This is a genomic window from Erythrobacter sp. S158, from assembly GCF_057364915.1.
Genome location: NZ_CP200279.1, coordinates 2,038,091 through 2,058,443, shown reverse-complemented (window position 1 = coordinate 2,058,443; position 20,353 = coordinate 2,038,091). Strand labels below are relative to the sequence as shown.

Here is a 20,353-nt window from a genome sequence, read left to right as displayed (position 1 = left end):
ACAATGACTGACTACACTCGCGGGCTCATGCACGAGCCCCCGCTCAAACCTGAGCGCCCCCAATTTTCTTCCGGTCCCACGGTCAAGTTCCCGGGCTGGTCCCTCGACAAGCTGAAAACCGATTCGCTCGGGCGCTCGCACCGCTCGGCAACCGGCAAGTCGCGTCTAAAATACGCGATCGACCTGTCGAAGGAACTGCTCGGCATTCCGGAGGACTATCTGGTCGGCATCATGCCGGCATCGGACACTGGCGCGCTTGAATGCGCGATGTGGACGATGCTCGACCCTGCGCGCCCGGCAACGGTCGCCGCGTGGGAAAGCTTTGGCAATGTCTGGATTCAGGACGCGGTGAAGCAGCTGAAGCTTCCCAACCTGCAAACGCTTTCGGCCGATTATGGCGAGATCCCCGATCTCTCCACAATCCCGCAGCGCAATGACGTGGTGTTCACGTGGAACGGCACGACATCGGGCGCGATGATCCCGGACACTGACTGGCTCGAACCGGGCCGCGAAGGCGTCACCATCAACGATGCGACCAGCGCCATTTTCGCTCAGGAAATGGATTGGCCCAAGCTCGATGCCACGACCTATAGCTGGCAGAAGGTGATGGGTTCCGAGGCCCAGCACGGCATGCTGATCCTCTCGCCAAAAGCGGTCGAGCGGATCGAAAGCTACGATCCCCCTTGGCCTCTGCCCAAGCTGTTCCGCCTCAAAAAGGGTGAAAAGCTCAATCGCGGCATCTTCGAAGGCGCGACAATCAACACGCCTTCGCTGCTCGCGACAGAGGATTACATCGCGGCGCTTGAATGGGCGAAGTCGATCGGTGGGCGTCAGGCGATGTTCGAACGCGCCGATACCAACGCCAATATCGTCAAGGACTGGATCGAGGCGAAGCCGTGGCTGCGCAACATGGTCTCCGACCCTGCGAAGCGCACCAATACCGGCGTCTGCATGATGTTCCAGGGCGACTGGTACGAAAGCCTCTCGGCTGAAGATCAGGCGGCTGTGCCGAAAAAGATCGTCAAGATGCTCGAAGAGCGCAATGTCGGTCTCGACTTTAATGGCTATCGCGACGCGCCCCCGAGCTTACGCATCTGGTGCGGCGGCACGGTCGAGGCGGAGGATATCAAGCGCCTCCTGCCGTGGATCGAATGGGCCTACGAAAACGTCAAGAACGGCTAATTCGCCGCCCGTTACCTGATTTCTGGCGTCATCCCGGACTTGATCCGGGGTCCCGCTAGTTCCCTTTTCTCCTCCCGCGGCAAAAAAGCGGGGTCCCGGATCAAGTCCGGGATGACGATTGGAGTGCTTCCAATGACAAAACCCAAAGTCCTTATTTCCGACAAGATGGACCCGAACGCTGCGCGCATTTTCGAAGAGCGCGGCTGCGACGTCGATGTCATCACCGGCGAAACGCCAGAAGAGTTGAAAGCGCGGATCGGCGAATATCACGGCCTCGCAATCCGGTCCTCGACCAAAGTGACGTCCGAAATTCTGGATGCTGCTACCAACCTCAAGGTCATCGGCCGTGCCGGGATTGGTGTCGACAATGTCGACATTCCTTATGCGAGCGGCAAGGGCGTGGTGGTGATGAACACTCCGTTCGGCAACTCGATCACCACTGCCGAACACGCCATTGCGATGATCATGGCGCTCGCCCGGATGATCCCGGCGGCAGATGCGCGCACCCAGAATGGCGAGTGGCCCAAGAAGGACTTCATGGGCATCGAAGTCACCGGCAAGACGCTTGGCCTGATCGGGGCCGGCAATATCGGCTCGATCGTCGCCAGCCGCGCTCTGGGCCTTCGCATGAAGGTCATCGCGTATGATCCGTTCCTGACCGAAGACCGTGCTGTCGAAATCGGGGTGGAGAAGGTCGACCTCGACAATCTGCTCTCGCGCGCCGATTTCGTGAGCCTGCACACCCCGCTGACGGACGAGACCCGCAATATCCTCAGCCGCGAGCGGCTTGAGAATGCGAAGCCCGGCATCCGCATCGTCAATTGCGCGCGCGGCGGGCTGATCGACGAGGTCGCGCTCAAGGACTGCCTCGAAAGCGGTCAGGTCGCAGGCGCCGCGCTCGACGTGTTTGCCGAGGAACCGGCGAAGGAAAATCCGCTGTTCGGCGCGCCCAACTTTATCTGCACCCCGCACCTTGGAGCATCGACGACCGAAGCGCAGGTGAACGTTGCGCTGCAGGTGGCCGAGCAGATGAGCGACTACCTCGTCAATGGCGGCGTCACCAACGCGCTCAACATGCCTTCGCTCTCCGCCGAGGAAGCGCCGAAGCTCAAGCCCTACATGTCGCTTGCCGAAAAGCTCGGCAGCCTCGTGGGTCAGCTGGCGCACGGCAACCTTACCAAGATCAGCATCGAGCGCGAAGGCGCGGCGGCTGAACTGAACGGCAAGCCGATCACCGGCGCTGTGTTGGCGGGCTTCATGCGCCGCTATTCCGACACGGTGAACATGGTCAACGCGCCGTACCTTGCGAAGGAACGCGGCCTGGATGTGAGCGAGATACGCCACCAGCGCGAAGGGGCGTTCAACACGCTCATCCGCGTGTCGGTCGAAACCGACGCGGGCACGCGCTCTGTCGCCGGTACCTTGTTCGGCAAGGACGCACCGCGCCTTGTCGAGATTTTCGGCATTGGGATTGAGGCGGACCTCGACGGTCACATGCTCTACGTCGTCAACGACGATAAGCCGGGCTTCATCGGGCGCATCGGTACGCTGCTGGGTTCGCAGGGCATCAATATCGGCACCTTCAACCTCGGTCGCCGCGATGCGGGCGGGGAAGCGGTGCTGCTTTTGAGCCTCGACGATGAGCCCAGCGCGGACGTGCTGGCCGAGGCCGAGAAGGTCGAAGGCGTGAAGATGGTCAAGGCGCTCAGCTTCTAGGTAGCCCGCCAATCTGCTCGAATTCGCCATCCGTGCTTTACGCATGGATGGCGATTTGAGTAGGGACCGCCGCGACATGACCAATTCAACTGATCTCCTCCCCGTCGGCCTTGAAGACCGGCTGCCCGCTTCCGCCGCGCGGATCACCGCCGCCATGCGCGCCTGCCTCGATGCGCTGGGGAGCCACGGCTATGACCGGGTGCGCCCGCCGCTGCTCGAGTTCGAAAGCGCGCTTGCCGCCCGGATGGAAGGCGTAGCTACCCGCTGCACCTTCCGCATGGTCGATCCGGCGAGCCTGCGCACGCTCGCTTTGCGCAGCGACATCACTCCGCAGATCGGGCGGATCGCGTCGACCTCGCTCGCCAGTGCGCCGCGCCCGCTGCGGCTTGCCTATTGCGGCGACACCGCGCTTATCCAGGCGAGCCAGCTCGACCCGGCGCGCGAGCGTTTGCAGTTGGGAGCAGAGCTGATCGGTGCTGACACGGTCGAGGCCGCTGGCGAGATCGTCAGCCTTGCTATCGAGGCGCTGGGCGCGGCTGGCCTCACTGGCATTTCGGTCGACTTCACCTTGCCCGACCTCGTCGACACGCTTGCGGCGCGCGATGGGCTGGATGAAGGCGCCATCGACGCGATTCGACGCGAGCTCGATACGAAGGATGCAGGCGGGCTGAAGCAGGCGGGTGGAGCCGATTATCTGCCACTGCTTTATGCAACCGGCCCCTTCGAAGACGCGCTCGCCAAGCTGCGCGAGATCGACGCGGGCGGAGTGCTGGCGACCCGGCTCGACGGGCTCAAAGCCATCGCCGCGCGGATCGGCGACGTTCAAGGTCCCGGGGCCCGCATCACGCTCGACCCGACCGAGCGGCATGGGTTCGAATACCAAAGCTGGTTCGGCTTCACGATCTACGCCGACGGTGTTCGCGGCGCTGCCGGGCGTGGGGGGACTTACCGGATCGGCGGAAGCGAGGAGGCAGCAACCGGCTTCACGCTCTATGTCGACCGCCTGTCCGCCGCCGCTCCGCAGCCCGAGACACCGCGCACGGTCTACTTGCCGACCGGCCACGATACCGCAAAAGCCGCAGAGCTTCGCCGCGAAGGCGCGCGCACGATCGCACAATTGGGCGAGGGCGAAGACCCACAAGCGCTCGGCTGCACGCACGCATTGAACGGCTCGGATCTGACCGGGCTTTGAGACGAGGACGGATCGCATGGACGACAAAGCACAGCCAATCGCCATCGTTCCCGACCCGCTCGCCCCTTACGCCATCGCGCCAGCTTGGCGGGTGGGGGATTTGCTGTTCCTGTCCGGCCAGGCTGCCATCGACGAAGAGGGCGCGATTGTCGGAGAGGGCGATTTCGACGCGCAACTCGCGCAGACCTTCGCCAATATCGAGCGGGTTATGGCCGCGGCGGGGAGCGACCTTTCGAAGGTCGTCAAGGTCACGATCTACATGACCGACATGGCGCATTTCCCCAAGATCGTAGAGGCGCGGAAGTGTTACTTCACACCGCCATACCCCGCCGACACGACAGTTGAGGTGAAGGGCCTCGCGCTGCCCGAACTGATGGTCGAGATCGACGTCACCGCGACCGTGTGATCAGCTGAACACCCGCGCCAGAAACGCATCCACCGCCTGCGTCTGAGCGGCGCCTGCCTCGGTGCCAAGCTCGCGGTTCATGCGGCCATGGTCAGTGCCAGCGATCGACACCGCCTCAGCGCTTGCCCCCTGCGCGCTGAGCGCATCGACGAGCAAGCCAGCCTGCTTTTGCGCAACATCGCGCGCGGCCACGTAAAGCGCGAGCCAATTGGACGCATCCTCTCCGCCCACATGGGTTAAAGGCGACAAGGCTGCCTGCCGCGCAGGGTCGGTGCCAAAGGCGTTGTTGTAGATCTGAAAGGCTTGCGGCTCGGCCTCGGCCATGTTCGCAGCCACGTCGTATCCAGCGCCATCGAGCAGGATCACACCTTTGACCGCATCAAACGCTTCGCCAGCATAGGTCGGATCGGTTGCAACCAGCGCCGCAAGATGCGCGCCTGCCGAGTGACCCATCAGCACGATCTGCTCACCATCGAAGCCGAACGCGCTCGCCTGTCCGCGCAGCGCAATGATCGCGGCGCCCACATCGCGTGCCTGATCTTCCACCGCAGCGCCCGGCAGCACGCGGTATCCGGTCGAGGCAAAGTAATAGCCTGCTTTGTTGAAATGGCCGGGCTTCGCCTGCACGTTCTCGTGGCTGCCGAACGACCATCCGCCGCCATGAATGAAGAGCACCATCGGCAGGTCCTCGACCGCGTCATCGGGCGCGTAGATGTCGATTTGCTGACGCTGGTGTTCGCCATAGATCACCGTGTGTGAGACCTTGGCCGGGACGTAGCTCGCGGAAGTGTCGGACTGCTGACCCTCTCGGTTCCCGCGCCCTTCGCGCCCACCGCGCCGCTGTTGCACGCGCTCACGGATCTCGCTTGCGCAGCTTTCCGACAATTCCGAGAAGCGCTCCTGTAGGCACGACCGGATCTGCGAACGATCCGATCCGCACAATTGACGGATTTCGCTCATGCAGGATCGCGAAGGGCGGTCGCGCTGTTGGGCGTAGCTGGTGCTGGCAAGGACAAGGCTGCCAAGGGCTGCAAGACCTGCGGCCTGAAATGCAAAAGGACGTGAGAAGCGCATACGGGGGTTCCTCTCTTCGAACTGGGTGCTTTCAATCAAGCCAATCGCGGCGCTGCGGGCAAGCGCTCGCGGGTCGCGCTTTGTAACAGCGTGCGCGCATCTCCAATGCACCCACCACATTCGCGCACGATCTGAATAGGTTGCAGCGTCAATCGGGCAATCAAGCTGTCATTCACTTGCGAATGCTTATAGGCTTTTGGCGAATCCACCGTGTCAAACCCCTCATTTTTGCCAAAGGGGACGTCAATGAACCGCATCCACTTGCTCTTGCGAGCTTCACTTATGGCCGGGAGCGCACTCGCAGCTCTCGCCGGGACGAGCGCACGGGCAGCGGTGGATGAGTATTCGATCGAGGGCGCGGGCCGCGTGACGATCAATCTCGAGGTGTGTTCGGCAGAATTGCAGCTCGTCGTTCGCGGAGACACCGGCACCGATCTCGATTTCGTCGTCACCGATGCAAACGGCAACAACCAGCACGAAGACACCGGCATCGACGACTATCTCTCGGTCGTTCTCGAGAAAGAAGGCGATGAGTGCGAGACATTCGCGCTGGGCGTTTCAAATCTGGGCGAAGAAGCGAACGCATTCGTGGTCGTCCTCGAACCAATAACCGAGAGCACGACCCGCGTGCAGAAATACATCGTGCAGGCCTCCGAGACGCAGACGGTGACGTTCAAGGCCTGTGGAACCAGCGCGCGGGTGAGCGCGCGCGGCGACGGGGACACCGATCTCGATTTCGTGATCCGCAATTCCGACGGCGGCGTGGTTCACGAGAACGACGATACAACCGACGAAACCAGCACAACTCTCGAAGGGTTGCTGGGCGATTGCGAAGTGTTCGAGATGGACATCGCCAATGTCGGTGAGGTCTACAACGCGATGATGCTGGTGGTCGAACCCGAAGGGGCAAGCGATACGCCGTTTGCCGGTACGGCCCCCACGACAAGCCTCGCTTCCGCAACTCAGGCTGCGGGCTCAACCGCGCGCACCAGCAGCACCGCTGATACGAGCGGCGCGGGCGAGTACCGGGCCGACGCCAATGCCTCGCTAAAGGTCAACCTGCCGGTATGCGGCGCGACCCGTGTCGAAGTGCGCGGCGATGGCGACACCGATCTCGATTTCACCATCAACGACGAAGCGGGCAATGTCGTTCACTCCGATTTCGATATGTCGGACGTGACTTTCGTGCTGCTCAGTCCTGCTCAGGAATGTGAGACCTTTGCGCTCGAGGTCGACAATCTCGGCGATGTCTACAATGTCTTCACCGTCGCGCTGATCGACCCTGCGACCCGTGCCGGTTTGCAAGGGCCGGGCGAGTACCGCGTCAGCGCAAATGCCGCGACCAAGGTTGCGCTGCGCGTCTGCTCGGTGACCAAGGTCAGCGCGCGCGGCGATGGCGACACCGACCTCGATTTCGACGTGACCGACAGCGCGGGCACTTCGATCCACTCCGATTACGACACGACCGACACGACCGAGTTTACGCTCGATCCGGGGAACGAATGTGGTGATTTCCAGATGGCGGTCGAGAACCTGGGCGATGTCTACAACATGCTCACAATCGATTTCGGGGAGGACGCCGTGGTGAACGCGAAAGCGCCGGAGCCCAGAGGGACGATGGAACGCGGGACGCCTGATCGCGGTGCGCTGGGTGCGCTCAAGTCGACGCTTGCGCCTCCCGGCCAGCTTGTCGGTGTGCGCCGTCCCGGTGTCAGCCCCGATGGGCAGGACCGGCGGCTCTCTATTCTCAACCAGACGGGCGAGACCGTGAGCGAGATTTACTGGAGCAATTCGGCCACGCTCGAATGGGGCTATGACCGGCTTGGTACGGGCTACACGCTCTCGCGCGATCAGCAGTGGAACGTGACGGTGCAAGACGGTTCATCCGCCTGCATCTTCGACTTCAAGGCCGTGACCGAGAATGCGCGCGAGATTGAGGTTCCCGCGATCAATGTCTGCGAAGAGCAGAGCATCGTAATCGAATAGAGGGCGTTTCGCGCTTTCCTACAGATGCACGTCGCGGGCATGATGCGCGCATGGCCAATCGTTTTTATCCATGCCTCGCGCGTGCGTGCTTTTCGCAAGAAAACCGAAAGTCACACCTCCTACACGCGAACAGCCAAATTTGCCATATTCGTCAATCACTTGCGGGAAATTCGCCTTTTTCCAAAGACGGGCTTGTGTGGTCCACCGCGAACCGCACTTGCCCTTGCCAAGCGATGCCCCTAGGCCCCGCGCGGATTTGAATGCGTGAAGGACATGCTGACTGATGGCTAACGTAACCGTGATCGGCGCCCAGTGGGGCGATGAAGGCAAGGGCAAGATCGTCGACTGGCTTGCCAGCCGCGCCGATGCCGTGGTCCGCTTTCAGGGCGGTCACAATGCCGGTCACACGCTGGTGATCGACGGGACGACCTACAAGCTTTCGCTGCTGCCATCGGGTATCGTCTCGGGCACGATGAGCATGATCGGCAATGGCGTCGTGCTCGATCCGTGGGCGCTGCGCGATGAGGTCGAGAAGCTCGAAGGGCAGGGCGTCACCATCAATGACGACAACCTTGCCGTTGCCGACAACTGCCCGCTGATCCTGCCGCTCCACCGCGACCTTGATGGCCTGCGTGAAACTGCGGCTGGCAAGGGAAAGATCGGGACCACCGGGCGCGGCATTGGCCCGGCTTACGAGGACAAGGTTGGCCGCCGCGCAATCCGCGTGTGCGACTTGGCTCACCTCGACAGCCTTGAGCCGCAGCTTGACCGCCTTTGCGCTCACCACGATGCGCTACGCGCAGGCTTCGACCAGCCGCCGGTGGACCGCGAAGACCTGCTCACTCAACTTCGCGAGATCGCGCCTTTCGTCCTGCGGTTTGCGCAGCCGGTGTGGAAGCGATTGAAGAAGGTTCGCAAGGCGGGCGCCAAGATCCTGTTCGAAGGCGCCCAGGGCGTGCTCCTCGACATCGACCACGGCACTTATCCCTTCGTCACCAGCTCCAACACGGTGAGCGGCACGGCGGCGAGCGGAAGTGGCCTCGGCCCCAACGCGACCGGCTTCGTACTCGGCATCGTCAAGGCCTACACGACCCGCGTCGGCTCCGGCCCGTTCCCGACCGAGCTTGAGGACGAGGTAGGACAGGGCATCGGTGAACGCGGCCACGAATTCGGCACCGTCACGGGCCGCCAGCGCCGCGTCGGCTGGTTCGACGCCGTGCTCGTGCGCCAGACCTGCGCGGTCTCGGGCGTGACCGGAATTGCTCTTACCAAGATCGACGTTCTCGACGGGCTTGAGGTTGTGAAGATCTGCACCGGCTATCGCCTCCATGGTAACGTCTACGACTACCTGCCGAGCCACGCAGCCGACCAGGCCGCGGTCGAGCCGATCTACGAGGAAATGGAAGGCTGGACCGAAAGCACGGCCGGTGCGCGCAGCTTCGCCGACCTTCCGGCAAATGCGATCAAGTACATCCAGCGCGTGCAGGAACTGATCGAAACCCCTGTCGCGCTCGTCTCCACCAGCCCGGAGCGTGACGACACGATCCTGATGCGCGATCCGTTCGAGGACTGACCCCGCACCAATATTCCCGTGCTGGGACATGCGGGAAAAGCCGGAATTGCGAGGGCGATCCGGGCAGCGTAGAACAGCGTCATGCAACGCCTAGTCGCCCTGCTGCTAACCGTCCTGCTCGCCGCATGTGCGGGCTCGAATGGCGGCGGCACGGCGCAGCAGGCGGCTGCGACTTCCAGCTTTCCTACTCAAAGCGTGCCCGCTACCACCCGCGGCAATGCCAGCCGGTCGATCCCCAGCCGCCCGCCGGTTGCCGATTACCTGCTGATCGACAAATCTGAGAGGTTGCTGGTCGCCTATCAAAACGGTCGCCCGATCAAGGCCTATCGCGGCCTGCAATTCGGCGATACGCCAATGGGGCACAAGCGCTTCGAGGGTGACGAGCGCACGCCGGAAGGGCTCTATACGATCGACACGCGCAACCCGCAGAGCCGCTTTCACCTGTCGCTGCGTATCTCCTATCCCAATCGGCAAGACCGCGCCTTTGCCGCACAATATGGTCGATCGCCGGGCGGTGACATCTTCATCCATGGTCAACCCACCGGGCGCCCCGGCCGCATGCGCGGCGACTGGACCGATGGCTGCATCGCGCTCTCCAATACGGAGATCGAAGAGCTGTGGCAGCTCGTGCCCGACGGGACCCCCATCGAAATCCGGCCCTAGCCGCGATCCTCGGAAAGCATCGCCACCTGCACCTGCAGGCGCTTCACCTCCGACAGCACGGTCAGCATGTTCATGCGGGCAAACATCCATTCCTTCAGGAAGCCCTGCATGATCAGAAGGCCAATGGTTGTGAGCCCCCACCCAACCATCGCATCGGTGGTGTCGGCTGTGACGGCGCGAAAAAAGCAGTAAGCAAGGCCAAGCCCGATCACGATCGCAATCGCGAAACTGAACTTGGCCCATCCGCCCAGCGGCCCCTTCCAGCTGTCGCCGATCTGCTTGAACATGCCGCGATCCGTGTCGAGGCTCGCCAGAAACGCGTGATCGTCATGATCTAGCGCGGCGGTGATCCGTTCGTCCTGAGTGATCATAGGAGTTCTCCTTCATCAATCGGTAAAAGCGCCGCGTTGAGCTTGCGACGCGCATGGAAAAGGCGACTCTTCGCAGTGCCTTCGGGGATGGCCTGCACCTCGGCGATCTCGGCAAGGGTGAGCCCCTCGACGAAATGGAGGTGCGCGGCGAGCCGCTGGTCGGGCGGCAGGCTCGCAAAGGCCTGGTTCAGCGCCGCGCTGTCCGATTGCGACGCCTTGTGGCTTGGTTCTGTGGCTGGCGACGCATCGGTGAACGCGCCGCGCTCCTTGACGATATGGCGCAGTTGATCCGATCCGCGCCGGTGCAACACCGCGAAGGCGTAGCTACGAAATCGCGAGGGATCGCGAAGTGTACGCATCCCCTTCCAGATCGCCAGCCAGCAATCCTGAACAAGGTCGCCCGCCGCATGACCATCGCCGCAATAGCGACGCGCGGCGCGCAGAAGCCTCGGGTTCCAGCGCGCAAAGAGCCGCTCCGCCGCGCGCTTGTCGCCGCGTTGCACCTCGACGACCAGCAATTGGTCGAACAGGTCGGATGTGTCTTTGCGAGCCATCGTGAGGGTAGTCGCGCAAGAGCGGCAAAGAGTTCAACCGGAGAGCTCAGAATTCGGGCAAATGTATGAAAATCTTGACTTGAACACGTTTTGTTCTACTCTCGTTCTCATCAAACAAAGGGGGCGATTCGATGAAACAGCCGGATTTTCAAATGACTGATTTCTCTTATGGTGCGGCTGAGGATGCGTCGGGTTTGCCTGCGCGGGTCGCGATTTTCGCTGACAGTGCGTCCGCGCGCGAGCAGATTGAAGAAGACCTGTCAGGCGCCGGTTTTCGAACTGTCAATGGGGGCGCAATCGCGAACCTGCTCGATGGACCGATCACGCTGCTTGGCGATGTGGTCATGGTCGATTGTCCGCTGGTCGATGCCGAAACGCTTGCCGCGCTCGCACGGCTCGACATGCGTGTGTCGCGCGCAGGGGCCAAGCTGATTGTCACGACCGCAATCGATGCGCTCGATGCGGTGTTTGCCTCGCTCGATCAATCTGACCCGCAAATTCTCGTGCAACCCACTCGCGGGGAGCGGATTGTCGCGGTGGGCCGGGTGCTTGCCGATATCGGCAATGCCCGCGTGCGCGAAATGACCGAGGAAGACCGTTTGAGCCTTCTGCATCTTTCGCGTCAGGTCGATGCAATCGCCTCGAAGCTCGAATGGCTGACGGGTGCGAAAGGCAACATAGGGTCGCCGCAGTCCGCGCTGCGCGCGCATGCCGAGACCGCTGAGAGTGCGCAGGGCACTTTCGCTGCATCGCAACCGCCATCCTTGCCGAACTCACAGCGCGCTTCGATGCCCGATCCGCAATTGGTGCGCCGGATGATCTCGGCACGTCAGGCGCGTTCAAAGTTCTTCGATGGAGAGCTGTTTGCAGACCCCGCCTGGGACATGCTGCTCGATCTCACCGCTGCAAAGGCAGAGAAGCAACAGGTGTCGGTAACCTCGCTCTGCATCGCGGCAGAAGTCCCTGCAACGACAGCGCTGCGCTGGATCAAACAATTGGTCGACACGGGCGTCTTTTTGCGGGTTTCAGATCCCTCTGACCGGCGGCGTGCCTTCATCGCGCTGAGCGATCAATCGTCAGACGCGATGGCGCGCTACTTTGCAGAGGTCGAGACGCCTCTCTTCCAGCAGGCAGCTTAGGAGCCGTCAGGCAAGCGCAGGATCACGGTGAGCCCGCTCGCTTGATCGCTTCCCCGCGCCTTTGCGCAAACGCCGTTCCCACGGCACCGCGCGTTGTCGCAAGTGAAGCGGACAGCATCGGCGCGTGCTCGTGCGAGAATGCCGGGCGCGACCTCAGGGTCGGCGCACACGATGTCGGCTTCTCCAAGTAGCCGCGCTTGCTTCAAGGTCAGGTCTTCGGGATCTGTACTCGCAAGCCAAAGCTCCTCGGTCCTTGCTGTGGGCGGTCCATCGGCTCCGTCGAGCCAATTCTCGACTCGATCCGCCGACCCAGCATTGAGGGCATCCAGCGCACCGCCTTCGCGAAGAGCGTCATCCAGCGCGCGGCGCCGATCCGCACCATCCGGAAAACGCTCGCGCAATTTGCGGCGCGCGCCGAACAGCGCCTCGGCCAACCGGCCAAGCGATTGAGGGAGAATACGCTCAAGGCGGAGCCGCACATGCTTGGCGAGGCCTGCCGATGCGCCTCCTGTGCCGATCGCGATCAACACCGGATTGCGGTCAAGTATGCTCGGTGTGGTGAAGTCGCAAAGGTCCGGGCGATCGACGACATTGACCAGCATCCCCGCACAGCGAAGATTGATCGCTGCGGCTTCGCAAGCCTTGCGGTCTTCATAGGCAATGAAGGCGATCCGAACGCCTTCGTCGACCGCGCGCTGTGGGTCATCGACGACGATCCCGCCAGCGCGCTCAACCAATCGGCGCTTTGGCTCCGCCGCTTCGCCATCGCCGAGCACCAACACGCTTTGGCCGGCAATGCGATGGAACAGCGGGAGGCTGGCAAGCTCGCTCAAGCTGCGCCTATTCGAGCCACTCGGGCACGCGCTCTGCATCCATGATCGCGCCTGCATCGATCCGGTCGGCGACCACTGCGAACTTGTCACCATCCACCAGCACCTCGGCGACAAAGCCGCGCGAGTTGTAGGACGAGGCCATCGTTGCGCCGTATGCGCCCGCAGTGCGGAACACAGCGAGATCGCCAGATTCCAGCTTGTCAGTCAGACGGCCCATGGCGAAGGTATCGCCGGTTTCGCAGATGGGTCCGACGATGTTCGCTGTCATGTCGCTGCCTCTGGGCTGGACCGCGACGAAATCGTGATAGGCGCCGTAGAGCGCCGGGCGCGCAAGGTCGTTCATCGCCGCATCGACGATCACGAAAGGATCCTTGATCCCGCGCTTTACACGAACAACCCGGGTCAGCAGGACGCCCGCATTGCCAGCGATCACGCGGCCCGGCTCGAAGATGAGGCTCACGCCCCAGTCCTTCGTCACCCGCGCAACCATCGCGCCATATTCGCCTGGCGAGGGAAGCTCCTCGCCAGCCTTATAGGGCACGCCAAGTCCACCACCCAGATCGACATGAGTGATCGTGTGACCCGCTCCGCGCAGCGAGGTGACGAGCTCACCCAGCTTGGTGAATGCGCGCTCAAGCGGCGCAAGCTCACCCAGCTGGCTGCCGATATGCACGGCCACGCCGCGAAGGCGCACGCCTTCCTGTCCTGCAAGCTTGCCAAAGATCTGGCCCGCCTGGCTGATCGGAACGCCAAACTTGTTGTCGGCCTTACCGGTCGAGATCTTGTCATGCGTGCCCGCATCGACATCGGGATTGATCCGAAGCGCACACTGCGCTTCGCGCCCCATTTCCGCTGCGAGTTCGGCAAGCTCAAGGCCCTCTTCCTCGCTCTCGATATTGAACTGGCCAATCCCCGCTTCCAGCGCCGCTTGAAGCTCGGCGCGGGTCTTGCCTACGCCCGAAAACACGATCTTCTCAGGCGGCATTCCGGCAGCGAGCGCCCGGCGCATCTCGCCGACCGATACGACATCGGCGCCGTATCCTTCGCGGCTCAGCACCTTCAGCACGGCGAGGTTCGGGTTCGACTTCACCGCAAAGGCGATCAGCTTGTCCGGCACCGCATCGAGAGCCTCGCGAAACACGCGGGCATGGCGTTCGAGAGTGGCTCGCGAATAGACGTAAACAGGCGTGCCGACATCGTCGGCGATGCGCGGCAACGGCACGCTCTCGGCGTGCATCACGCCGTTTTGGTAAGTGAAGTGGTCCATGGTTCCGGGAGGTCAATCAGGGGGGAGATCGAAGGGGTCGTCCTCGCGCTCTTCGGAGCGGCGGCGCAACTCGACGCTGCGTTCCGGTGCGGCGAGCGCGTCGAGTTCGAGCAGCTCTTCGGGCTCGGGCCGGTCGGTCGCCCCATGCGGAGCAGGCGGCAGGCTTGCCCCTTCGAGCGGAGCGAGCGGCGCGCGCGAACCGCAAGCGGACAGCGACAGGGCGGCAAGCGACAGGACAATAGGGGTGATCAGGGCAGCGCGCATCAATCCTCCGGCAAATTCTCAGCGGCGAGGCGTTCGCGCGCCTCGGCCACGCGCTGCCTTACCTGATCAGGCGCGGTCCCGCCATAGGATGCGCGCGATGCGACCGATGCTTCGATCGAGAGCGCCCTGAATACGCGTTCGTCGATGCGATCATCGATGCCCTTGAGGTCTTCAAGCGACAATTCCTCGAGGCTGCATGCCTTGGTGTCCGCCAGCTTCACCGCCTCGCCAGTAATGTGGTGAGCTTCACGGAACGGAATGTCCGCCTCGCGCACCAGCCAGTCGGCAAGGTCGGTCGCGGTTGCGTGGCCTGCCTGTGCGGCGGCGCGCATGCGGTCGGGCTTGAAGGTGGTATCGGTAATCATGCCGGTCATCGCCGCAAGGCTGAGGTCGAACAGGCTGGCGGCTTCGAAGACCGGCGGCTTGTCGTCCTGCATGTCCTTCGAATAGGCGAGCGGCAGACCCTTCATCGTGATCATCAGCGACGTGCACGCGCCCACGATCCGCCCGGCATGACCGCGCACCAGCTCGGCCGCATCGGGATTGCGCTTTTGCGGCATGATCGAGGAGCCGGTTGAAAGCTGGTCCGGCAACGATGCAAAGCCAAAGGGCTGGCTCGCCCAAAGGATCAGCTCTTCGGCGAGGCGCGAAAGGTGGATGGAGCACTGGCTCGCCGCCATCAGGTAGTCGAGCGCAAAGTCGCGGTCGGAAACTGCGTCGAGCGAATTGCGTGTGGGCGCGGAAAACTCAAGCGCCGAAGCCGTTGCGCCGCGATCAATCGGAAAGCCTGTACCCGCCAAGGCAGCTGACCCGAGCGGGCATTCATCGAGACGCTCCTGCGCCGCCGCAAACCGCGCGGTGTCGCGGGTGAGCATCTCGTAATAAGCCATGAGGTGATGGCCCAGCGTCACCGGCTGCGCGGTTTGCAGGTGAGTAAAACCGGGCATGATCGTGTCGGAATGTTCGTCTGCACGCTCCACCAAGGCCGACCGCAAGGCCCCGAGCGCGGCAATCGCGCGGGCATTGGCAGCGCGCACCCACAGCTTGAAATCGGTCGCGACCTGGTCGTTGCGGCTGCGCGCGGTGTGGAGGCGCCCTGCGACAGGACCGACAAGGTCGGTGAGCCGCGCCTCGACCGTCATGTGAATGTCTTCAAGGTCCCAGTCCTCGGGAACGCCGTCGCGCTCATACTCTGCTGCGATCTGGTCCAGACCCTTGGTGATGGTCTCGGCATCCTCGGCGCTGACGATCCCTTGCGCCCCCAGCATCGCCACATGCGCCTTCGATGCGCGGATATCTTCGCGCCATAGCGCCTTGTCGAACGGGATCGAGGCATTGATTTCGCGCATGATCGCGCTAGGCCCTTCAGCGAACCGGCCGCCCCACATCGTGTTGGTGGCGGTGTCAGGCTTGGATGGAGTGTCGCTCATGATCCGTTCGATTGCATTGGTGCTGCCAGCCGCGCTGGCCCTGGCGGCCTGCGATAGTGGGGCCGGGGAGCCTGCGCAAGAAAGCGCTGCTAATGCCGGGGCAAGCGAGGCTCCTCCTCCGCCGCCACAACTTCCGGGACAGGTGGTGCGAGCGTTCGCTGGCACCGAGCTTCCCCCGCTGACTTTCAACGACCCTGAAGGCAACACGCTGAACCTCGGCGAACTCGACAGCCCCGTGCTAGTGAACCTGTGGGCGACGTGGTGCGCGCCATGCGTGATCGAAATGCCGGCGCTCGACAATCTGGCGGGCGAGCTTGAGGGCGATCTGAAAGTGCTGACGATCAGCCAGGACGTGCGTGGGGCAGAAGTAGTCGAACCATTCTTCGCCGCGCGCGACTTTCAGTATCTGGAGCAATGGCTCGACCCCTCAAACGAGCTGGCGCTGGCTTTCAGCGACGGCGGGCTGCTGCCGGTGACGATCCTCTTCGATGCCGAGGGCAAGGAAATCCTGCGCGTGGTAGGCGGCTATGAGTGGGACAGCGAGGAAGCAATCGCGCGTGTGAGCGAGGCTTTGGCCGAGGCTGAGGGGACTGGGGGAGCCTAGTCCTTCCCGCGCTTGCGCTTGGGAGATTTTCGGCCGCGAATGTCCCACGGACATTCACAAGTCTCGAAAATCTGGTGGGCGATGACAGGCTCGAACTGCCGACCCTCTCGGTGTAAACGAGATGCTCTACCAACTGAGCTAATCGCCCCAGAGACTTGGGAAGCGCGCAGATAGGCTCGAAGCCTTGCGCGGTCAAGTCACCCTTTGCGCGAAATTACGCTGCCCACGGTCCCGTGATGGCCACCGTGCGCGTGGGACCATATGCGTTGACGAAGAACCATTTGCCGTCAGGCGAGAAACACCCCCCTGCAAGCTCAGTCTGCATGTTGAGTTTAGCAAAGTCGTAAGGGCGACCATCGGGCGTGATGCCGCGAATGTGGTTGTCGACGACTTGCGTATACTGGTCCTCGCACACCATCAGGTGGCCATTGGGGCCGACGGTCAGGTTGTCGCCGTAATTGAGTTGCTCCTCGCTTTCGCTTTCGAAGAACAGCTCGAAGCGGTCCGGGCCATTCCCGCGACCGGGCACAAGGCGGAAGATCTGGCCGAGTTTCTTCGTACCGCCGCTGGTCGAACAGATGTACAGATCGTCAACGCCCATATGGATGCCTTCGCCGCGCGCGATCAGAGCTGCGCCTTTCGCAGCGGCGCGGGTGCGCAAGTCATCCTGTGGGGCTTCGACATTGTCGAGATCGACCCAGCTGACATTGAATGCACGGGCAAGCGGCATGGTGGCCGCATCCCAATTTCGCGTGTCTGCCGGGCCATCTATCACCATGGCTTGCAACCTTCCTCCCTCGATGAGCTTGCCAGGGGTGTTCGGGATGAAGCGGTAGAGCACGCCATCGTCGCGATCCTCCGTCTGGTAGACATAGCCGGTCACCGGATCGACGCAGGCGGCCTCGTGGTTGAAGCGGCCCATGGCGCGCAAGGGCACGGGGTCGACCAGGCCGGTGGCATTGCCCGGAACCTCAAAGACCCAGCCGTGATTGACCGCGAGACCGTCGCCATAACGCTGTCCGGGTCCGGTTGGCGCTTCCTCGCAGGTAAGCCAGCTACCCCACGGAGTCACACCGCCCGAGCAATTGCGGATCGTGCCGCCAAGGGTGCGGAACTGGCGTTTCACCTCGAGCGTCTCGACATCGAGGACAATGTTTGTCGTGCCTCCCGGAACGATCTCGCCATTTCGCGTGCCGAAACCCTTCGCAATTGTTCCCCCGGCATCGTCGGTCGGAATCAGTTCGTGATTGCGGACGAGAACGATCTCGCCATTGCCAAGATCAAGACACCCCATGCCATCGGCCTTGTCGGGCACGGTGCCGCCATCGCTCATCGCATCGCCAAGGCTCGATAGCAGGCGATAGGAGAAGCCTTCCGGAAGATCGAGCATCCCAGCGGGATCGGGCCGCAAGGGGCCGTACCCTGAAAACGTTGTCGATGCCGATGCGAGCGGCGCTCCTCGTGTCACGCAACCGCTCGCGATCAGCGCTGAAAACGCGGCGGTCGTGGCACCAAGGAACTGGCGGCGATTGGGATTTGCGAACGGCATCTTGAACATCCTCGTTTATTCAACGCGGATATCTAGTGTGCCGTGATGAAAGGCAAGCGACACTCGGGCGCGCCGCTTGCCTTTTGGCCGTGTTCAGACCTTTCGGCGCACGAAGGCGATGACCGCAAGGATTAGGAAGACCACGAAAAGCACGTAAGCGATATTGGTCGCTGCACCGGCAAGACCGCCGAAGCCTAGGATAGCTGCGACGAGCGCGATGATGAGAAACGTAATAGCCCAACCAAGCATGAAGAATTCCCTTCAAATCAATGCCGTCCAATATGTTGAAGAGCCAGGTTCGGCTTAAGTTCCAACAATCATCGGTCGGCAGAGGTCAGCGCAGCCATGCTGCAATCCGGTGCTTGTCCAAAACGCACCTTGGGGGCTAGTGCGGAGGTGATGACGAACCCTAGAATCCTTGTCCTCGGGACCGGAGGTACAATTGCAGGTATCGCAGGCGACGCGATGCGGCACGACTATCAGCCCGGGCAGATCGGGATTGACGAATGGCTTGAGGATGCGGGGCGCTATGCTCTCGATGTCGATTTTGTCGGTCGCCAGATCGCCAATGTCGGGTCTGAGAACATGGGGCCTCAGATGTGTAAGGTTCTTCACGAAGTGATCTGCGAGGCGATGGAGGATGACGCGCTCGACGGGATCATCGTCACCCACGGAACCGATACCGCTGAGGAAACCGCCTTTCTGCTCGATCTGACGCTGCCATTGACGAAGCCAGTTGTACTGGTCGGAGCGATGCGACCTGCGGATGCGGTGGGCAGCGACGGGATGCGCAATTTCGTGAATGCCGTGCGCGTGGCGAGTGCCGAGAGCTCGAAAGGACGCGGCGTGCTGCTAGTCATGGGTGATCGTGTGCTGGCGGCACGCGATGCGCGAAAGGTGCGCACCCGCGGCACCGACGATGCGTTTCGCGGCTTCCCGCGCGGGTCTGTTGCGATCGTGACGCCAAGCGCGCTCGAATGGTTCGGCAATCCTTGGAGGGACGATCCTAGCCCACGTTTCGCGTTTCCAAGCGAGTTTCCTGAAGTGCCGATCCTCTACGCCGCTGGAGGGATCAGGCCGAGCATGGCAAGGCGCCTGCTTGAAGACGCGCAAGGGGTGGTCGTCGCCGGAGTGGGTGAGGGCAACATGCCCGAAGCGGTGCGCGCCATGCTGGCAAAGCGTGCCGCTGATGGTCTTCTGGTCATCCGCGCGAGCCGGGTCGACGAAGGTCTGGTCGACCGCGAGCCAGAGGACGATGCGAACTGCTTCGTGGCCTCACGCGCCCTCAACCCGCAGAAGTCGCGGATACTGGCGATGGTGCTGCTGGCAAATGGCGTCACCGATCCTGCAAAAGTTCAGGCGGTGTTCGACCGGCCTTGATGTAGGCTCGCCGGGTCCCCGCGCATGGCGAGGACCGAGCGCACCATTAGCCCCAAGGCGTGACGAGATACTTCTCGCCGGTTTTCATCTGGCGATAATCGAGGATCGCGTCCTTGGTCAGCATCCCTTCCAGATCGACCTTTGCCTTGTAGTTCGAGGCGAAGGTGGTGGTGAGGTTTTGCTGCACGCGGGTGCGCATCTTGACCACGGTTTCCATGCCCGCTTTGGCGAGGAAGGGCGTGAGCAGCCAACCCGAAACGGTCCATTGCAGGCCATAGGACGGCGTAAGGATGGTCGGGTTCTGGAGGTCCAGACGCCCGTACATGTACATCTTCTTGTCCTGGTTCGAACCGTAGCGCGAATATTCGTCCATCTGTGAAGCCGCGACCTGCTCCATGGCTTTGAGCACATGGTCGGTGTTCTGCCCGCCGCCGATCGGATCGAAGCCGAGGAACGCGCCGGTCGCTTTGATCGCTTCGCGCAGCTGCTTCATGTAATCGTCGTCCGACGAGTTCACGACATATTCCGCGCCTTGCGATTTCAGCAGGTCGACATGCTCCTGACGGCGCACGATGTTGACCAGCTTCATGCCGTCTTCCTGACAAATCTTGTTGAGCATCTGGCCAAGGTTCGACGCAGCCGCGAGGTGGATGATCGCATCGTGGCCTTCCATTTTGGCGGTCTCGACAAAGCCGAGCGCGGTCATCGGGTTGACGAAGCTCGATGCGCCGGCTTCCGACGAATGCTCGCCCAGCGGCAGGCACATCATTGCATCGGCGATGGCGTACTGGCTGAAAGCGTTACCCGGAACGCAGGCGACGCGCTGACCCATGAGAGCTTTCGCCATGTCGCTGTCGCCCGTTGCGACGACCGTACCGGCGCCTTCGTTACCAGCGGGAAGGCGCTGTCCGTGACGGCCACGCTGGCCCGACAGAAATGGCTCGGGCATGTCGGCGACGACCTTGCCTTCCGAATATTCGGCGTTCTCGAAGTCGGCGGCGCTGGTGAGGATCGCAAGGTCCGACGGGTTGATCGGCGCGGCTTCCATCTTGACCAGCACCTGGTTGCCCGTGGGCTGGGGAAAGCTTTCTTCGCTCACCTCAAGGGTCAGTTTGCCGTCGGCGGTGAGTGTCGTGAAAAGCTGTTTGCCGGTGGTGGTCATGCAGGAGT

Annotated in this window: 21 protein-coding genes and 1 tRNA gene; 10 read left to right on the top strand and 12 right to left on the bottom strand. The window is 62.5% G+C overall.

The window, feature by feature from the left end; all coding sequences use genetic code 11:
• The first annotated feature begins 3 nt into the window (after nucleotides 1–3).
• The 4 genes from AC0V6T_RS10190 (at nucleotide 4) to AC0V6T_RS10175 (ending at nucleotide 4,496) form a co-directional block, all read left to right on the top strand.
• Complete coding sequence (locus AC0V6T_RS10190; protein ID WP_486126577.1) at nucleotides 4–1,182, top strand: phosphoserine transaminase; 1,179 nt, start codon at nucleotides 4–6, stop codon at nucleotides 1,180–1,182.
• Between the two features lie 132 nt (nucleotides 1,183–1,314).
• The gene (gene serA, locus AC0V6T_RS10185) at nucleotides 1,315–2,898 is read left to right on the top strand and encodes a phosphoglycerate dehydrogenase (protein WP_486126575.1); all 1,584 of its coding nucleotides are present in this window, start codon (nucleotides 1,315–1,317) and stop codon (nucleotides 2,896–2,898) included.
• 76 nt (nucleotides 2,899–2,974) lie between these two features.
• Nucleotides 2,975–4,090 carry an ATP phosphoribosyltransferase regulatory subunit gene (locus tag AC0V6T_RS10180; RefSeq protein ID WP_486126573.1) on the top strand — a complete coding sequence of 372 codons (1,116 nt, stop codon included), beginning with the start codon at nucleotides 2,975–2,977 and terminating at the stop codon, nucleotides 4,088–4,090.
• Between the two features lie 16 nt (nucleotides 4,091–4,106).
• Nucleotides 4,107–4,496 carry a RidA family protein gene (locus tag AC0V6T_RS10175; RefSeq protein ID WP_486126571.1) on the top strand — a complete coding sequence of 130 codons (390 nt, stop codon included), beginning with the start codon at nucleotides 4,107–4,109 and terminating at the stop codon, nucleotides 4,494–4,496.
• Here AC0V6T_RS10175 and AC0V6T_RS10170 read toward each other — a convergent pair whose 3' ends face one another.
• On the bottom strand, nucleotides 4,497–5,570 hold the full coding sequence (locus AC0V6T_RS10170) for an alpha/beta hydrolase (protein ID WP_486126569.1): 1,074 nt from the start codon (nucleotides 5,568–5,570) through the stop codon (nucleotides 4,497–4,499).
• 35 nt (nucleotides 5,571–5,605) lie between these two features.
• Entirely contained in the window at nucleotides 5,606–5,827 is a 222-nt protein-coding gene (locus AC0V6T_RS10165; RefSeq protein WP_486126567.1) for a hypothetical protein, read from the bottom strand.
• On the opposite strand from AC0V6T_RS10165, the gene AC0V6T_RS10160 reads away from it, so the two are divergent.
• The 3 genes from AC0V6T_RS10160 (at nucleotide 5,817) to AC0V6T_RS10150 (ending at nucleotide 9,792) form a co-directional block, all read left to right on the top strand.
• A complete protein-coding gene (locus tag AC0V6T_RS10160; protein ID WP_486126565.1) occupies nucleotides 5,817–7,556 on the top strand; it encodes a hypothetical protein in 1,740 nt (579 codons plus the stop codon). The genes AC0V6T_RS10165 and AC0V6T_RS10160 overlap by 11 nt on opposite strands.
• A 283-nt stretch (nucleotides 7,557–7,839) precedes the next feature.
• Complete coding sequence (locus AC0V6T_RS10155) at nucleotides 7,840–9,129, top strand: adenylosuccinate synthase (RefSeq protein WP_007163386.1); 1,290 nt, start codon at nucleotides 7,840–7,842, stop codon at nucleotides 9,127–9,129.
• A gap of 81 nt (nucleotides 9,130–9,210) precedes the next feature.
• On the top strand, nucleotides 9,211–9,792 hold the full coding sequence (locus AC0V6T_RS10150; protein ID WP_486126563.1) for a L,D-transpeptidase family protein: 582 nt from the start codon (nucleotides 9,211–9,213) through the stop codon (nucleotides 9,790–9,792).
• Here AC0V6T_RS10150 and AC0V6T_RS10145 read toward each other — a convergent pair.
• Together AC0V6T_RS10145 and AC0V6T_RS10140 are read right to left on the bottom strand one after the other, a co-directional pair.
• Nucleotides 9,789–10,163 (bottom strand): DUF6768 family protein, encoded by a 375-nt coding sequence (locus AC0V6T_RS10145; protein WP_486126561.1) that lies wholly within the window; start codon nucleotides 10,161–10,163, stop codon nucleotides 9,789–9,791. The two genes, AC0V6T_RS10150 and AC0V6T_RS10145, sit on opposite strands and share 4 nt — an antisense overlap.
• On the bottom strand, nucleotides 10,160–10,717 hold the full coding sequence (locus tag AC0V6T_RS10140) for an RNA polymerase sigma factor (protein WP_486126559.1): 558 nt from the start codon (nucleotides 10,715–10,717) through the stop codon (nucleotides 10,160–10,162). The genes AC0V6T_RS10145 and AC0V6T_RS10140 overlap by 4 nt, the downstream gene beginning before the upstream one ends.
• A 152-nt stretch (nucleotides 10,718–10,869) precedes the next feature.
• Here AC0V6T_RS10140 and AC0V6T_RS10135 point away from each other — a divergent pair, with 152 nt between their 5' ends.
• A complete protein-coding gene (locus AC0V6T_RS10135; protein WP_486126557.1) occupies nucleotides 10,870–11,856 on the top strand; it encodes a MarR family transcriptional regulator in 987 nt (328 codons plus the stop codon).
• Here AC0V6T_RS10135 and AC0V6T_RS10130 read toward each other — a convergent pair.
• From AC0V6T_RS10130 to argH, 4 genes are read right to left on the bottom strand one after another with little or no spacing between them, the layout of a single operon-like run.
• A complete protein-coding gene (locus AC0V6T_RS10130) occupies nucleotides 11,853–12,689 on the bottom strand; it encodes a precorrin-2 dehydrogenase/sirohydrochlorin ferrochelatase family protein (RefSeq protein ID WP_486126555.1) in 837 nt (278 codons plus the stop codon). The two genes, AC0V6T_RS10135 and AC0V6T_RS10130, sit on opposite strands and share 4 nt — an antisense overlap.
• Nucleotides 12,690–12,696: 7 nt before the next feature.
• Nucleotides 12,697–13,956, bottom strand: coding sequence for a diaminopimelate decarboxylase (lysA, locus tag AC0V6T_RS10125; protein ID WP_486126553.1), 1,260 nt, complete (start codon nucleotides 13,954–13,956; stop codon nucleotides 12,697–12,699).
• Between the two features lie 12 nt (nucleotides 13,957–13,968).
• Nucleotides 13,969–14,220 carry a hypothetical protein gene (locus AC0V6T_RS10120; protein ID WP_486126551.1) on the bottom strand — a complete coding sequence of 84 codons (252 nt, stop codon included), beginning with the start codon at nucleotides 14,218–14,220 and terminating at the stop codon, nucleotides 13,969–13,971.
• Complete coding sequence (argH, locus tag AC0V6T_RS10115; protein WP_486128566.1) at nucleotides 14,220–15,608, bottom strand: argininosuccinate lyase; 1,389 nt, start codon at nucleotides 15,606–15,608, stop codon at nucleotides 14,220–14,222. The genes AC0V6T_RS10120 and argH overlap by 1 nt, the downstream gene beginning before the upstream one ends.
• A 40-nt stretch (nucleotides 15,609–15,648) precedes the next feature.
• Between argH and AC0V6T_RS10110 the strand changes: the two genes are divergently transcribed.
• On the top strand, nucleotides 15,649–16,254 hold the full coding sequence (locus AC0V6T_RS10110) for a TlpA family protein disulfide reductase (protein WP_486126549.1): 606 nt from the start codon (nucleotides 15,649–15,651) through the stop codon (nucleotides 16,252–16,254).
• Nucleotides 16,255–16,326: 72 nt separating this feature from the next.
• Here AC0V6T_RS10110 and AC0V6T_RS10105 read toward each other — a convergent pair.
• From AC0V6T_RS10105 to AC0V6T_RS10095, 3 genes are all read right to left on the bottom strand, one after another.
• Nucleotides 16,327–16,402: transfer RNA gene (locus tag AC0V6T_RS10105), tRNA-Val, on the bottom strand.
• Nucleotides 16,403–16,468: 66 nt separating this feature from the next.
• Nucleotides 16,469–17,812, bottom strand: a complete 1,344-nt coding sequence (locus AC0V6T_RS10100; RefSeq protein ID WP_486126547.1) for an alkaline phosphatase PhoX — start codon at nucleotides 17,810–17,812, stop codon at nucleotides 16,469–16,471.
• Nucleotides 17,813–17,896: 84 nt separating this feature from the next.
• Nucleotides 17,897–18,052, bottom strand: a complete 156-nt coding sequence (locus AC0V6T_RS10095) for a DUF1328 domain-containing protein (RefSeq protein WP_007163397.1) — start codon at nucleotides 18,050–18,052, stop codon at nucleotides 17,897–17,899.
• Between the two features lie 150 nt (nucleotides 18,053–18,202).
• Here AC0V6T_RS10095 and AC0V6T_RS10090 point away from each other — a divergent pair, with 150 nt between their 5' ends.
• The gene (locus AC0V6T_RS10090) at nucleotides 18,203–19,183 is read left to right on the top strand and encodes an asparaginase (RefSeq protein ID WP_486126545.1); all 981 of its coding nucleotides are present in this window, start codon (nucleotides 18,203–18,205) and stop codon (nucleotides 19,181–19,183) included.
• A gap of 46 nt (nucleotides 19,184–19,229) precedes the next feature.
• Here the strand turns inward: AC0V6T_RS10090 and AC0V6T_RS10085 are convergent, their stop codons facing one another.
• Nucleotides 19,230–20,345: a zinc-binding dehydrogenase gene (locus AC0V6T_RS10085; RefSeq protein ID WP_486126543.1), complete on the bottom strand. Its 1,116-nt coding sequence runs from the start codon at nucleotides 20,343–20,345 to the stop codon at nucleotides 19,230–19,232.
• Between the last annotated feature and the right edge of the window lie 8 nt (nucleotides 20,346–20,353).